This window comes from Massiliimicrobium timonense (assembly GCF_042850985.1).
GTDB lineage: Bacteria > Bacillota_I > Bacilli_A > Erysipelotrichales > Coprobacillaceae > Allocoprobacillus.
Genome location: NZ_AP031415.1, coordinates 1,141,385 through 1,155,599, shown reverse-complemented (window position 1 = coordinate 1,155,599; position 14,215 = coordinate 1,141,385). Strand labels below are relative to the sequence as shown.

Below are 14,215 nucleotides of genomic sequence, written 5' to 3'. Positions count from 1 at the left end.
GTCAACCATAATCTTCATCTTCCATAATATCCTGAGCACTTGAAACAAGTCTGGCTCCCTGTTTAATCAATTCATTACAACCTTCATAATCATCAAAACGTCCGGGAATACAATAAATCTCCTTTCCCTGTTCTAAAGCATAACCTGCAGTAATCATTGTTCCACTTTTCTGTTTGGCTTCGCTAATCAATAAACTATAGGACAGGCCAGCAATAATACGATTACGAAAAGGAAATAGACGCTTTTGTGGTGCCGTATAAAAAGGATACTCACTTAAAACCAATTGATGTTCTTTCAGTTCCTCATATAACAATCCATTTTCCTTAGGATAGCAATATTCAATCCCAGTTCCTAGAACAGCAATTGTTTTCCCACCATAAGCAATCGCATTCTGATGAGCTACTGTATCAATACCTCGTGCCATTCCACTGACAATGGTATACCCATTTTGAACCAAATCTTTCACAAAAAGATGCGTTGCACGTTTCCCATAATCACTCATCTGACGCATTCCTACCACACCAATCGTCTTTGTTTTCAACAAAGATAAATCACCATAGTAGTATAAAACAAATGGTGGACAGTTAATCTGTTTTAATAACTCTGGATACTCATCACTAAAGATTGTTATGTACTGACATTTCATTTGTTTTATTAACTCCACTTTTAATCTTTCATTCACTCTTTCTTTATTCATTAAAGCATTATAGATTTTTTGAAAATCTCCATTATACTTTAAAGAAAAATACAATACTAATTCTTCCATATAATTACCCTCCTATTATTTATATACGCAAAAATTTTGTATTTTTCTTTTTTTCTATGAAAATTTTTTTAAAATTAAAAACAACCATCATTTTATTGGTTGTTTTGAATCATATAAGAAACATTCTTAACAAATAATCTTATTTCATCATTGACTTGCATAGTTTGATTTCCTCTATAACATGATAAAGCCTGTAAAATAATTGCATGATTTTTCTCAGGCAAAAACTTTAAAGCGTATAATGCCCCTTGTTCCTTTGACAAATACAAATGTGACTTGACGTAAGCAAGAATACGACATAATGAAAGAATAACATACATAGGTTGATTTTCCACATCATGCATGTAACTTGCCATATCATAATATAAACTCTCTAAATAATATTTTTCTGGAACAGGACAAAAAACATCTTTAATATTTTGTCCCCCAATAACTTTTCCAAAACGATAAACAATCGTCATATGTGCTGCCAAATCTCGATCAATCCCATTCATTGTACAAATATAATCTAATGGATCATCAAGATACTTTGATAAATGCATTGGGGAAAAATGCAATTCATAAGGTGTGGGATACTCAAAATTTTGACAATACTGTTTCAAAACAACACTTATTTCTAAACCATGTGGTAAAAGATTATGAAGTTTAATAATTTCTTCCATAAGTTTCTCTTTTTGCTTTCGAGATAAAGCATATTCTACAACCAGTAATACATCAACATCACTTTTTTGCGGATGAAAACATCCAAGTGCCAAAGAACCGTGCAAATAGACTCCTACATATTGATGGTTTAAAAATGTTTTTATTTTTTGACTAAATTCCTTTAATAATAAAAATATTTTTTCTTCCATTATTCATCAAATAAACTTAATTGTTGATTTAACATTTCAATAACTGGCTGAAAAGAACGTCTATGAATAGGAGTCACTCCATATGCTTTTAAAGCTTCTTTATGTTGTTTTGTGGGATAGCCTTTATGTTTTTCAAAACCATATTCGGGATAAATCTTGGCATAATCATTCATGATATGGTCACGTGTCACTTTTGCTAAAATACTGGCAGCACCAATACTCAAAGACTTGGCATCCCCTTTGACAATCGCCTGATGTTCAATCACATCACCTAGTGGCATAGCATCTGTCAAAGCATAATCTGGTCGAATAGAAAGATGATCAATCGCATCAATCATCCCTTTTTTACTGGCTTGATAAACATTAAGGCGATCTACATCTGCAACATCAATAATTTCAATCTGATAGGCCAATGCTTCTTGAATAATAATCTGATAGAGTTCTTCACGCTTTTTTTCAGTAAGTTTTTTAGAATCGTTAATCTTATCATTATAATATCCTTGAGGGAAAATGACTGCTCCTACAACTAAAGGTCCTGCCATTGGTCCACGTCCTGCTTCATCCAGTCCTACAATATATTTTTTTCCTAAATCATAAGCCTGTTGTTCAAACTTTAAACGTTCACACATGAAAGATCCTCCCAAGTGATTTTTCCAATACTACCATCATTAATTTCACTGAAGAAAACTACCATAACTCGATCATAATCCGTTTCACCTTTTAAAGGTTTGATTTTTCTCACTTTAGCAATATGATCAAATGCATCAACAATCCAGTTTTCATTTTCTAAATCAATTTCCAATTGATATCGGTCTTTTAATAATTGAGGATAATGCAAAGATAAATAACGCATGGCCGCAATAAATAAATCATCTAAAGGTAAAATACTTTGTTTAATTGAACCAAGTAAAGCTATGTTTTGTGCAACATGTGCATCATCTAATTTAGGCCACAAGACACCCGGTGTATCAAACAATTCAAAATCTTTCGCAACTCTAATGATTTGTTGTGCTTTTGTCACACCCGGTTTATTCCCCGTGACTGTTGCCTTTCGATTAGCCAGTCTATTAATAAAAGTAGATTTACCTACATTAGGTATTCCTAACACCATTGCTCTCATAGCACGTGGTTTTAAACCTCTGGCTTTTTCTTTTTCCATTTTATCCTTTAATACATAACGACATTTTTCAATGATTTTTTGATATTCATTAAAATTTTTCAAGTTCACACTCATAGCCTGATAACCACATTGTTCATAATATTGTACCCATTGTTTGGTATATTGATCATCAGCCATATCTTTTTTTGTTAAAATGATAAAACGAGGTTTATTTTTGATGATTTCATTAATCATTGGATTTTTAGAAGAATACGGAGCACGTGCATCTACCAGTTCAATCACAATATCAACAACTTTGATTTTTTCACTGATTTCCCTTCTGGCTTTTGCCATATGACCCGGAAACCAATGAATATTCATTTTTGTATTTTCATTAGCCATAACGACACCTCCTTAATCAATCCACTGAATATCAGAAAAAGGATAAATCACTAACCCTTTCATACCAACAATATCATCTAATCGAAAAGGTCCTAATTCTCTTGAATCTGTTGAACGCAAACGATTATCACCCATTACAAAATATTCACCATCTGCTAAAGTCACTTCAAAATCATCAGTAAATTGATCAACATTATAAGTCATTTTTGCTTTTTCAACAAAATCATCATCTAAAAAATCTTGTTCAATATGATTTCCATTAATATACAATTCATCATTCATAAACTTCACTGTTTCATTAGGTAAACCAATCACTCTTTTAATGATTTTTTCATTCAACTGTTGACTATTTAAAACAACGATATCAAAACGTTGAATATTATCTTCTTGAATACCTGTTGCATTAATCATAGCAATACTGTGATCATGGAGAGTATTCTCCATTGAAACACCTTCTATTCTCACAGGAATAACGACAAACTTAAAAATACCAATTGTCAGTGCTATCACAACAATAATTTCAATAAGAGAAATATATATTTTCTTTTTATTCACACTTATCGCTCCTTGTATCATATTCAAACACTTTTTATTATAACTTTAAATAATCAAAAAGGCTAGAAAAAAAGTATGGGAAAATCCCATACTTCCTATTTACGAATTTCTTTAATTCTTGCAGCTTTTCCAGATAATCCACGTAAGTAATGTAATTTAGCTCTACGTACTTTACCAATTTTAGCAACTTCAATTCTATCAATAATTGGTGAATGAAGTGGGAAAACTCTTTCTACACCAACTTGGTAAGAAATTTTTCTGACTGTAAAAGTTTCAGAAATTCCTCCACCTTTTCTAGCGATACAAACACCTTCAAATAACTGAGTACGTGTTTTGTCACCTTCTTGAATTTTAACATAAACTTTTAAAGTATCTCCAGGTTTAAAATCTGGAATGTCATTTCTTAATTGTTTTTTTGTAATTTCTTGTACTAATTGCATATTCATGATATGACTTCCTCCTTCACAATATTTATCTACGAAGTTCATACGTTATGTAACCAGCGGAGCTTCTGCGTCCAAAGACTTAAAGATATTATCATTTTTCATCATGAAAATCAATCTTTTTTTGTGATTTTCTCTAATATTTTCAATTCTTCATCACTCAACACTCTATTTTTTAATAAATCTGGACGTTTGAGATAAGTTTTTCTTAAAGACTGTTCTAAACGCCATTGACGAATATTTTCATGATGACCACTCATCAAAACATCTGGAACACAATTGCCATCGTATTCATAGGGACGGGTATATTGAGGATATTCTAACAACCCTTGACTAAATGAATCATCTTCGTGTGAAGCTTCACGAATAGCACCATCTAATAAACGAATAATCGCATCACAGCATACCATACTGGCTAATTCTCCACCCGTTAAGACATAATCACCAATTGATAACTCCATATCCACATAATCACGGATACGTTCATCGAAACCTTCATAATGACCACAAATAAAGATAAGATGTTTTTCCAAAGACAACTGATAACTTAACTGCTGATGGAGAGTCTGACCTTGTGGTGACATTAAAATCACAAGACTGTCAGGAGTTGTCAATGTCTTTAAACAATCAATAATAGGTTGACACATCAAAACCATCCCCTGTCCTCCACCATAAGGATAATCATCTACTTTTTTATGTTTATTATCAGCAAATTCACGAAAATTATGAATATGAACATCCACAACCTGTGAATCAATAGCACGTTTGATAATAGAAGTCTTTAAAAAGCCATCAAACATCTCTGGAAACAATGAAAGAATATCAATCTTCATCATAGAAACCTTCAATCAAATGAACATCGATACGTTGATGTTCAATATCTTCATTTGTTATAAAAGCATCCACATAAGGAATCATGATTTTTTGTTGACCTTGTACAACTAAAATATCATGATGATCATATAATTGAACATCTTGAACTTTCCCAATATATTTTCCATCATTATAGACTTCGCATCCAATAATATCACTAATATAATATTCATCTTCGTCCAACAGACTTTCATCCTTCATCGCATAAAGTAAACATCCCTTATACTTTTCAACTAAATTAATGTCACGATAACCTTCAAAAGTCACAAGAATATGTCCTTTATGAATGCGATATGAAGCTACAGTCATTTCCATCTTTTGTCCCTGATAATCAATAAAAAGCTGAGCTCCTCTCGCAAATCTTTCAGCCACAAAATCCGTTGAAGATTTCACTTTTAATTCTCCTTTAATACCATGTGTATTGACAATTTTACCCACAATCACTTGATCCATAATGAGCCTCCCTGATATAAAAAATAGATGTGCCAACCACATCTATTCTCCATAAGATTCAAATTTGATGTCTAATTTTTGATGATTTAAACGTCCACTTACTGACATAAATTGACGTATAGAATTAGCCATCATACCTTTTCTACCAATAAGTCTTGCAATATCACTCTTTGAAGCATAGACATATAATACAATTGTATCTTCATCTAATGAAGGCATCTGTCTGACTTCCAATTTATCTTTTTCAACAACAAGTTCTCTTGCAAGATCCTGTAAAGTTTTGACGTAATCCACTTTTTATCACCAGCTTATTTTTTTGCTTTTAAATCAGCAAATTTTTTCATAATACCTTTTTGGCTTAATAAGTTTCTTACAGTATCAGATGGTTGAGCACCTTTGCTTAACCAAGCTAAAGTTTCTTCTTCTTTAATTGTGACAACTGCTGGATTTTGTCTAGGATCATAAGTTCCTAATTGTTCTAAGAAACGTCCATCTCTAGGCATTCTTGAATCAGCTGCTACAATTCTATAAAATGGTGATTTTTTTGCACCCATTCTTTTTAATCTAATTTTTACTGCCATTAAATTTTCCTCCATTTATTGATTTTGCTTTCCTAGTATAACACATATAAATCATCTGTCAAGTATTTTTACTTAACATCTTTTGTTTTTAGCGAAATGATATATCTTACAACTTCTTTAAATAATAGACCAATACATGTAATGATGATTGTTAAAATCATTTGAGCATATGTCAACATTGTTAAATGTAATAACTGATGGAACAAGATAATTGCCAAGATAAATCCTAAAACCATTGTCACACAGACAAACAGACGTAATTTATTCATTGGAAAACTGCTGACAATGACTGCCTGCATACTTATACATGCCAGTGCCAGATACATCATTGTTACACTTTGTTCCATTGGAATATGGAAAAGTGGACGTCCTGTATAAATTAATAGGAAACACAATAAAACACCTGAAGCATGAGGAATTGTATTTTTAAAAACTGTTGGTAAAAATTTTCCTTTGATTTTGTGTGTTTGAGGCTCTAATAATGTTAAAAATGATGGATAAGCTTCAATAGCAAAGTCAATCAAAGTAATCTGAATAGGAATAAATGGAAATGGAATATTACAGATAGCACAGGCAATCGTTAAAATAATAGAATATATGGTTTTAATAAAGAAAACACTTGCAACTCTTGTTAAGTTATTAACAACACGACGTCCTTCTAAAACAACATGAGGTAAACATGAAAATTCTGAATTCAATAAAACAATCTGTGATAACTGTTTGACTGCTTCACTTCCTTCAGCAATCGCAATACTACAGTCCGCTTCTTTTAAAGCCAACATATCATTGACACCATCACCTGTCATTGCGACAGTATGTCCCTGTCTTTTTAAAGCTTCTACCAGCCATTTCTTTTGTTGAGGTGTCACACGTCCAAAGACAGAATATTGGTTGACCAATTCATCCATATGACTTTGTCCGTTTTGATATTCACTCATATCAATATAACGATCATAATTTTTTAACCCAGCCATTTGAGCAATTTTAGAAACGGCCAAAACATGATCTCCTGAAATGATTTTAACATCAACCCCTTGACTATCAAAGTACGCTAATGTTTTTTCTACATCTTTACGAATCATGTCTGTTAAAATAATCGCCAATATAGGTGTTACTTCTGGTAATGTTTTTTTAGCATCAACAATATTTTGAGTATAAGCAATAATAATAACACGTTTTCCAGATTCAATTTGCTGCATTAAAGAAGCAGGTAATTCTTTCATCAAACGTTCTGGCGCTCCCATGACAATGCTTCCAAAACCCTCAAAAGTCATAGCACTCCATTTTCTCTGTGAAGAAAAGGCAACTTTCTGACTTGGCAGATGATGGTCATTCAATGTGAAATCTTCACATATCGCCTGATATGTTGCATTATTATCATCACTATAATGCAAATAAGAACCAAAATAATCTAAAAATTGTTGAGAAGGTTGAGTAGATAAATTCTCTACTTTTTCAACTTTCATTTTTCCATTAGTAATTGTCCCTGTCTTATCCAAACATAAAGTATCGACATGAGCCAATGTTTCTAAAGAATAAATATCTTGAATCAATATTTTTTGTTTTGCCAGTTTAGTAACCCCAGCTGCTAAACTAACACTCATTAATAAGACAAGACCTTTCGGTAACATTCCTAGCAATCCTGCTGAAGAACTAATAACGGCTTCTGATAAAAGATCATGTCTTAAAAAATAAGCTTCTAAAAACAAAATAATACCTAAAGGGACAATCATAAAGCTTGTCACTTTTGTAACTTTTCGCATTGAGTTTAATAACTCTGATTGTAATTCCTTTGCCTTTTTGACTTCATTTGTTAAACGTGATGTATAATTATCATCCCCAACATGAATCACTTGAGCATAACATTTTCCACTAATAACACTACTTCCTGAAAGCAGACTGCTTTCTTTTGTTTTATGAATAGCATCAGATTCTCCTGTCAATAAAGATTCATTGGCTTCAATCTCACCATCAATCACAACACTGTCACAACAAATCTGATCTCCTGCCTCTAAAACCATCACATCATCCATAACAATTTCGTTGACATCAATAGTCTGTTGTTTTTGATCTCTTAAGACTTTGACATGAGGAATCATTAATAACGATAATTCATCAACCAGTTTTTTAGCATGAATTTCCTGAATAATACCAATACAGACATTCGTAATAATAATAACAATAAAAACCAGATTTGACCATGCTCCAACAAGGGCTAAAGCAATCGCAATCAAAACATTTAATAAATTAAATAATGTACATATATTTTCACGAAAAATCTGTGCATAACTCTTACTGATCGTTTTTTGTTGCTGATTAACAGCACCCGCTTGCTGACGCTCGAAAACCTCCTGCTGGGTTAAACCATATTCTCGCTTTTGTTCCATGATAAACATTCTCCATTTCCAAAATTCATATTTATATAAAAGACTTATTGATTATAACATCAATAAGTCTTTTTGACTATCTTTTCTTTTTCTTCTTATGTCTTTCTTTTTTACGATTAGGATTGATAGGTGCACGTTTTTGTGGCTTTTGCGTAGGTAACCCTGTTGTTGGATCAAGATTACCCATTTGTTTCATCATCTGTTTAGAAGCTTCAAATTGCTTTAAAAGACGATTGATATCTGCAACGCTTCTTCCACATCCTTTCGCAATTCTTTCTTTACGTTTGGCATTTAAAATAGAAGGATCACGTCTTTCTTCCAACGTCATCGAATAAATGATAGATTCTGTCATTTTTAACTTTTTATCAGTATCTTCATCATTGATCTGTGGCATTTTAGGCATTCCAGGAATCATCTTTAAAATACCTGATAAAGGTCCTAATTTACGAACTTGATGCATCTGTTCAAGCATATCATCCAAGCCAAATGTTCCACGTTTCATACGTTCAAAAGTTTTCATTGTTTCTTTTTCATCATAAACATCTTGAACTTTTTCAACTAATGAAACAACATCCCCCATACCCAAAATACGATCAGCCATACGATCAGGATAGAACAAATCAATCGCATCTAACTTTTCACCTGTCCCAATAAATTTAATAGGAACATGTGTAATATGACGAATAGATAAGGCACCTCCACCACGAGAATCCCCATCTAATTTTGTTAAAACTGCCCCTGTAATTTGTAAATGATCATGGAATGATTGGGCAACATTGACAATATCCTGTCCTGTTAAAGCATCGACAACCAATAAAATTTCATTAGGATGAACAATATCTTTAATATTTTGTAATTCATTCATCAAAGGTTCATCAATATGTAAACGTCCTGCTGTATCGATCAAAATCACATCATGATGATTTTGTGAAGCATATGTCATAGCTTCACTCACGATTTGTTCAGCTTTGACATCAGTTCCTTTTTCAAACACTGAAATATCTAGCTGTTCTCCTAGTGTTTTTAACTGATCTACTGCTGCAGGACGATAAATATCCGCAGCTACCAGCAATGGATTTTTACTATATTTTTGAGCCAGTAATTTAGCGATTTTTCCAGATGTTGTTGTTTTCCCTGAACCTTGTAAACCAACCATCATAATGACAGTAGGCTTAGAAGATAAATCCAATTCACTAACAGTAGTCCCTAATAATTCTACCAGTTCATCATGAACAATTTTAACAACAACCTGTCCCGGTTTTAATGACCCCAGTACATCTTGTCCTAAAGCCTTTTCTTTTGTATTAGCAATAAACTCTTTAACAACCTGAAAGTTAACATCTGCTTCAAGTAATGCCAAACGAATTTCTCGAAGCATTTCATCCATGTTTTCTTCTGTTAAAGTCGCCTGTCCTCTAATCTTTTTTAAGCTCTCCTGCAATCTTTCTGAAAGAGATTCAAAAGCCATAATTCATCCTCCTATATTTTCTTCAACATTTCTAAATAACCCTGCAACTCACTACCTATTTGTTGATTTTCAATCTTTTCAATCAAAGCCATACGTTGTAAATGTTTCTCCATCAAATGAAGTTTTGCTTCATATTCTTCTAAACTTTTTACTGCACGTTTCAATTGATCATAAACAGCATTACGAGAAACATGAAAATCATCAGCGATTTCTGATAAAGACAAATCTTCTTCATAATACAAAGACAAATATTGCCTTTGCTTATCCGTCAACAAATCTTCATAACAATCCATTAACAAATTCACACGTTGTGTTTTTTCTAAATCCACAGTCATCTTATTTCTCCAATAATCCTTTGCATAAACCATAAATATATTGTTCAAGATCAAATTCCTGTAAATCATCCATTTGTTCTCCAAGTCCAACAAATTTAACAGGAATATTCAAAGCATCTTTAATAGATAAAACAATACCTCCTTTGGCTGTTCCATCCATCTTTGTCAAAACAAGACCAGTAATATTCGTAATTTTAGAGAATTCCTGTGCCTGTGAAACACCATTTTGACCTGTTGTGGCATCAATAACCAATAACGTTTCCTGTGGTCCTTGAGGAACAACACGTTTAATGATACGGTTCATCTTTTCTAATTCATTCATTAAGTTGACTTTATTTTGTAAACGTCCTGCTGTATCACAAATAAGAACATCGACATTTTTTTCTTTAGCCCGTTTTAAAGCATCAAAGACAACCGAAGATGGATCACCACCCTCTTTTCCTTTGACACATTCAATTCCTAAACGTTTGGCCCAGACATCCAGCTGATCAATCGCTCCAGCTCTGAATGTATCACCAGCTGCAACCATAACCGTTTTGCCTTCATTCAACATCATATGAGCCAGTTTTGCTATTGTTGTTGTCTTACCAGCACCATTGACTCCAATCATTAAAATCACTGTTAAATCCTCAGAATCATAATTAATCTTTGTTGTCATATAAGAATCATTAGCATAAATGACAAACATTTTATCAATAATAATTTCATTAATCTCCTTAGGATCCCTTATATTCTGTAAACGTACTTCCTTTTTGATTTCATCAACAATTGTCATCACCATGTTGACACCAACATCACTCATAATCAAAATATTTTCAAGTTCTTCAAAATAATCATCATCAATTTCACGATAACGTGCTGCTAATTCATTGATTTTTGAAGAAAAAGATGTATTTGATTTATCTAAACCAGCAACATATTTATCATTTTGCTTGGCAGACTTTCCCACTAATGTTTCTTTAATTTTACTAAAAAAACCCATAGACATCCTCCTCAAGTTGATTGACATATCATTAAGATAACACTTCTTGATGATATGTCAATATTTTTATGATGCATTTTGTGCTAAATCAATTGCATCTTTTAATTTAACACTCACTAATTTTGTCACACCTTTTTGTTGCATTGTTGCCCCATATAAAAGATCACATTCTTCCATTGTTCCTTCACGATGAGTAACAACAATAAATTGTGTCTGTCCCGAAAATTCTCTTAAATATTTTGCAAAACGTTCTACGTTTGCAACATCCAAAGCAGCTTCCACCTCATCTAAAATACACATTGGAACCGGTCTGACACGTAAAATCGCAAACAGACAGGAAATTGCAATCAATGCCTTTTCTCCTCCTGAAAACAAGGTAATATTTTGAACAGCTTTACCCGGTGGCTGAACATCAATATCAACCCCTGTTTCTAAGATATTGTCTGGATCACTATATTTTAACTTGGCTTTTCCACCACCAAATAAATTTCTAAAAACAATATTAAATTCATGGTTGATTTTTTCAAAAGTTTCACTAAAACGTGAAATCATAATCTCATCCATTTCATCAATAGCTTTTAAAATACTATCTTGAGCGTGAATCAAATCTAAACGCTGATGATTTAATGTTTCATAACGTGTTGAAACTTCCTGATAATCTTCTATAGCCTGTAAATTCACATGTCCCAATGATTCAATCTGATGTCTTAATAGACGAACTTCCTCTTTAGCCTTTTGCATATTGACTTCCTGTGAATATTCTTCCTTAGCAAATTCAAAAGTCATCTTATATTCTTCATTTAAACGTTGTAAATGATTGTTCAATTCTGTTTCCTGTTTAGCTTTATCCACTTGCTTTTGTGTCATATCAGCCTGTATTTCTCTTAAATGAGCGCGTGTCATCTTTAAAGCATCTTCCAGCTGATCATTTTCATTAACAAAACTCATACGCAATTCACGCTTAGCTTGAATACTTTCCGTTAAACGATCTCGTATCTTTTTTGCTTCATTTAATTCCTGTAGTAAATGATTATCTTCTGTTCCTTTTTCCATCTCTGACAATTCAACACTTTGATGAGTTAAACTTTCATACTCACTTTTTGCAATCTGCAGTTCACTTTTCTTGTTTGTGACAACAAGTTCCAATTTTGCAAATGACATTTGTTTTTGAAGCAGATTATGTGAGATTTCTCTTGCCAGATTATCTAATTCATTGAGTTTGGCTTTCTTTTGAGTCATATCTTTTTCACTTTGACGAATCTTTTCTGCCAGCAATTCTAATTCACGTTTACTTGTCAATAAAGACGTTGACTGTTTCAAACTTCCTCCTGTCAGTGATCCACCAACATTAATCACTTCGCCATCTAAAGTCACGACTTTATATCTGGCAAATGTTGCTTTTGACAACAGAGAAGCATGATCCAATGTATCTGCCACAATGACATGTCCTAACTGATTATCAACAATACGTTGTATCTCTTGAGGATATTTGACAAAATCACTCATAACGCCTAAAAAACCTTTTGTATTTTGACAAACCAATAAATGTTCTTCACGCAAATGTCTTTCTTTCATTGTTGTGATAGGAAGAAAAGTGGCACGACCAGATTTATTATTCTTTAAAAAACGAATCGCATTTCTGGCATCCTCATCTTGCTTAGTGACAACAAATTGAACAGCACTCCCTAAGGCAACAGATAAGGCTGTTTCATATTTTGAATCTGTTGCTAATAAATCACCCAAAACACCAACAATGCCCTGCAATGAATCCTTTGCTTTGATGATTGAACGAACACCATAGCTATAACCCGTTTTATTTTCAATCTGATCCACAAGCTGTTCCTTACGATGACGATCATTATGTAATTGAAGATTTAAATTTTCAATACTCTGTCTTAAATTATTCATTTGGGCTCGATTTTTTTCCTGTGCTGCTTCCAATGTCATCTTTTCTTCTTTGGTTTCATTATAGCGATGAACACGGTCATTGTATTCACTAATCGCATCCTGTAAAATCGCTTTTAATTGTTCTATACGTGCCTGTAAATCTTCTTTATTCGTTGTTTCTAAAATATGTTTACGATTAGCATCAATTTCTACTTTTTGTGTTTCCAGCTGATTTACATTATTCATAGCCGTTAAAAGTTTACCCTGCAAGGCATTCACTTCCTGATCTAAATCAAACATCTTTTTCTTTAAACTCTCATTTTGTTGTTCATTGATTAAAATTTGCCCTTCAATCGTTACTTTCTCTTTATCTAATAAATCTAATGACTGATTTAAATCTTTTAATGACGTTGATAAACTTTCAATTCCCTTCACCAGTACACTGACTTCAACAGATTGTAACTGATTTTTTAAATCTACATAAATTTCTGCTTTTTCCTTTTGACGTTTTAAAGGTGAAAGCTGCTTTTCTAACTCCAGGCAGATATCCTCAACACGATCTAAGTTATCCTTTGTTCTTTCCAGCTTTCTAATTGATTCCAATTTTCTTTTTTTATACTTGGCAACTCCCGCTGCTTCCTCAAACATCCCACGTCTTTCTTCAGGCTTACTATCAGCAAAAGTTGAAATGTTTCCCTGTGAAATAATCGAAAGTGAATCTCGTCCTAAGCCCGTATCCATAATCAAGTCAACTATATCCTTTAAACGACATGGTTCTTTATTGATTAAATATTCTGCTTCATTATTTTGACGATATAAACGTCTTGTCAACTCCACTTCATTATAATCCACATTCATGAAACGATCTTCATTATCAAAAACCAGTGTCACTTCAGCAACATTTTGAGCCTTACGATCTTCACTGCCATTAAAAATAACATCGGACATATTAGACCCACGCAGTGATTTGACTGACTGTTCACCTAAAACCCATCTTACAGCATCACTAATATTCGATTTTCCACAACCATTAGGTCCTACAATACCTGTAATACCCGGTTGAAATTCAATCACTGATTTATCTGCAAATGATTTAAAACCATGTAATTCAATTCTTTTTAAATACATAGATC

Annotated in this window: 15 protein-coding genes; all 15 read right to left on the bottom strand. The window is 32.8% G+C overall.

What is annotated here, in order from left to right:
• Position 1 precedes the first annotated feature (1 nt).
• Positions 2-766, bottom strand: a complete 765-nt coding sequence (dprA, locus tag ACGHJ8_RS06000; protein ID WP_211964821.1) for a DNA-processing protein DprA — start codon at positions 764-766, stop codon at positions 2-4.
• Positions 767-858: 92 nt separating this feature from the next.
• Entirely contained in the window at positions 859-1,617 is a 759-nt protein-coding gene (locus ACGHJ8_RS05995; protein WP_211964823.1) for an aminoglycoside adenylyltransferase domain-containing protein, read from the bottom strand.
• A complete protein-coding gene (locus ACGHJ8_RS05990) occupies positions 1,617-2,246 on the bottom strand; it encodes a ribonuclease HII (protein ID WP_211964825.1) in 630 nt (209 codons plus the stop codon). The genes ACGHJ8_RS05995 and ACGHJ8_RS05990 overlap by 1 nt, the downstream gene beginning before the upstream one ends.
• Positions 2,231-3,118 (bottom strand): ribosome biogenesis GTPase YlqF, encoded by an 888-nt coding sequence (ylqF, locus tag ACGHJ8_RS05985; protein WP_211964827.1) that lies wholly within the window; start codon positions 3,116-3,118, stop codon positions 2,231-2,233. The genes ACGHJ8_RS05990 and ylqF overlap by 16 nt, the downstream gene beginning before the upstream one ends.
• A 12-nt stretch (positions 3,119-3,130) precedes the next feature.
• Positions 3,131-3,673: a signal peptidase I gene (lepB, locus tag ACGHJ8_RS05980; RefSeq protein WP_211964829.1), complete on the bottom strand. Its 543-nt coding sequence runs from the start codon at positions 3,671-3,673 to the stop codon at positions 3,131-3,133.
• Between the two features lie 95 nt (positions 3,674-3,768).
• Entirely contained in the window at positions 3,769-4,119 is a 351-nt protein-coding gene (rplS, locus tag ACGHJ8_RS05975; RefSeq protein WP_087242903.1) for a 50S ribosomal protein L19, read from the bottom strand.
• Positions 4,120-4,229: 110 nt separating this feature from the next.
• On the bottom strand, positions 4,230-4,949 hold the full coding sequence (gene trmD / locus ACGHJ8_RS05970) for a tRNA (guanosine(37)-N1)-methyltransferase TrmD (RefSeq protein ID WP_087357431.1): 720 nt from the start codon (positions 4,947-4,949) through the stop codon (positions 4,230-4,232).
• Positions 4,939-5,442 (bottom strand): ribosome maturation factor RimM, encoded by a 504-nt coding sequence (gene rimM, locus ACGHJ8_RS05965; protein ID WP_211964831.1) that lies wholly within the window; start codon positions 5,440-5,442, stop codon positions 4,939-4,941. Before rimM ends, trmD begins: the two co-directional genes overlap by 11 nt.
• Before the next feature lie 42 nt (positions 5,443-5,484).
• Entirely contained in the window at positions 5,485-5,736 is a 252-nt protein-coding gene (locus tag ACGHJ8_RS05960) for a KH domain-containing protein (protein WP_087357373.1), read from the bottom strand.
• A 14-nt stretch (positions 5,737-5,750) separates the two neighbouring features.
• Complete coding sequence (gene rpsP / locus ACGHJ8_RS05955; RefSeq protein WP_087357374.1) at positions 5,751-6,023, bottom strand: 30S ribosomal protein S16; 273 nt, start codon at positions 6,021-6,023, stop codon at positions 5,751-5,753.
• Positions 6,024-6,091: 68 nt separating this feature from the next.
• The gene (locus ACGHJ8_RS05950) at positions 6,092-8,410 is read right to left on the bottom strand and encodes a cation-translocating P-type ATPase (RefSeq protein WP_211964833.1); all 2,319 of its coding nucleotides are present in this window, start codon (positions 8,408-8,410) and stop codon (positions 6,092-6,094) included.
• 76 nt (positions 8,411-8,486) lie between these two features.
• Positions 8,487-9,878 (bottom strand): signal recognition particle protein, encoded by a 1,392-nt coding sequence (ffh, locus tag ACGHJ8_RS05945; protein WP_087357376.1) that lies wholly within the window; start codon positions 9,876-9,878, stop codon positions 8,487-8,489.
• Positions 9,879-9,889: 11 nt separating this feature from the next.
• Positions 9,890-10,213: a YlxM family DNA-binding protein gene (gene ylxM, locus ACGHJ8_RS05940; RefSeq protein ID WP_390542227.1), complete on the bottom strand. Its 324-nt coding sequence runs from the start codon at positions 10,211-10,213 to the stop codon at positions 9,890-9,892.
• Between the two features lies 1 nt (position 10,214).
• Positions 10,215-11,195, bottom strand: a complete 981-nt coding sequence (ftsY, locus tag ACGHJ8_RS05935; RefSeq protein WP_087357378.1) for a signal recognition particle-docking protein FtsY — start codon at positions 11,193-11,195, stop codon at positions 10,215-10,217.
• 66 nt (positions 11,196-11,261) lie between these two features.
• Entirely contained in the window at positions 11,262-14,210 is a 2,949-nt protein-coding gene (locus ACGHJ8_RS05930; protein ID WP_390542224.1) for a chromosome segregation protein SMC, read from the bottom strand.
• Between the last annotated feature and the right edge of the window lie 5 nt (positions 14,211-14,215).

What these genes read in the sequence shown, in the direction of transcription:
- dprA (WP_211964821.1), bottom strand. Translation starts at nt 766, where the DNA reads ATGGAAGAATTAGTATTGTATTTTTCTTTAAAGTATAATGGAGATTTT.
- ACGHJ8_RS05995 (WP_211964823.1), bottom strand. Translation starts at nt 1,617, where the DNA reads ATGGAAGAAAAAATATTTTTATTATTAAAGGAATTTAGTCAAAAAATA.
- ACGHJ8_RS05990 (WP_211964825.1), bottom strand. Translation starts at nt 2,246, where the DNA reads ATGTGTGAACGTTTAAAGTTTGAACAACAGGCTTATGATTTAGGAAAA.
- ylqF (WP_211964827.1), bottom strand. Translation starts at nt 3,118, where the DNA reads ATGGCTAATGAAAATACAAAAATGAATATTCATTGGTTTCCGGGTCAT.
- rplS (WP_087242903.1), bottom strand. Translation starts at nt 4,119, where the DNA reads ATGAATATGCAATTAGTACAAGAAATTACAAAAAAACAATTAAGAAAT.
- trmD (WP_087357431.1), bottom strand. Translation starts at nt 4,949, where the DNA reads ATGAAGATTGATATTCTTTCATTGTTTCCAGAGATGTTTGATGGCTTT.
- rimM (WP_211964831.1), bottom strand. Translation starts at nt 5,442, where the DNA reads ATGGATCAAGTGATTGTGGGTAAAATTGTCAATACACATGGTATTAAA.
- rpsP (WP_087357374.1), bottom strand. Translation starts at nt 6,023, where the DNA reads ATGGCAGTAAAAATTAGATTAAAAAGAATGGGTGCAAAAAAATCACCA.
- ACGHJ8_RS05950 (WP_211964833.1), bottom strand. Translation starts at nt 8,410, where the DNA reads ATGGAACAAAAGCGAGAATATGGTTTAACCCAGCAGGAGGTTTTCGAG.
- ffh (WP_087357376.1), bottom strand. Translation starts at nt 9,878, where the DNA reads ATGGCTTTTGAATCTCTTTCAGAAAGATTGCAGGAGAGCTTAAAAAAG.
- ylxM (WP_390542227.1), bottom strand. Translation starts at nt 10,213, where the DNA reads ATGACTGTGGATTTAGAAAAAACACAACGTGTGAATTTGTTAATGGAT.
- ftsY (WP_087357378.1), bottom strand. Translation starts at nt 11,195, where the DNA reads ATGGGTTTTTTTAGTAAAATTAAAGAAACATTAGTGGGAAAGTCTGCC.
- ACGHJ8_RS05930 (WP_390542224.1), bottom strand. Translation starts at nt 14,210, where the DNA reads ATGTATTTAAAAAGAATTGAATTACATGGTTTTAAATCATTTGCAGAT.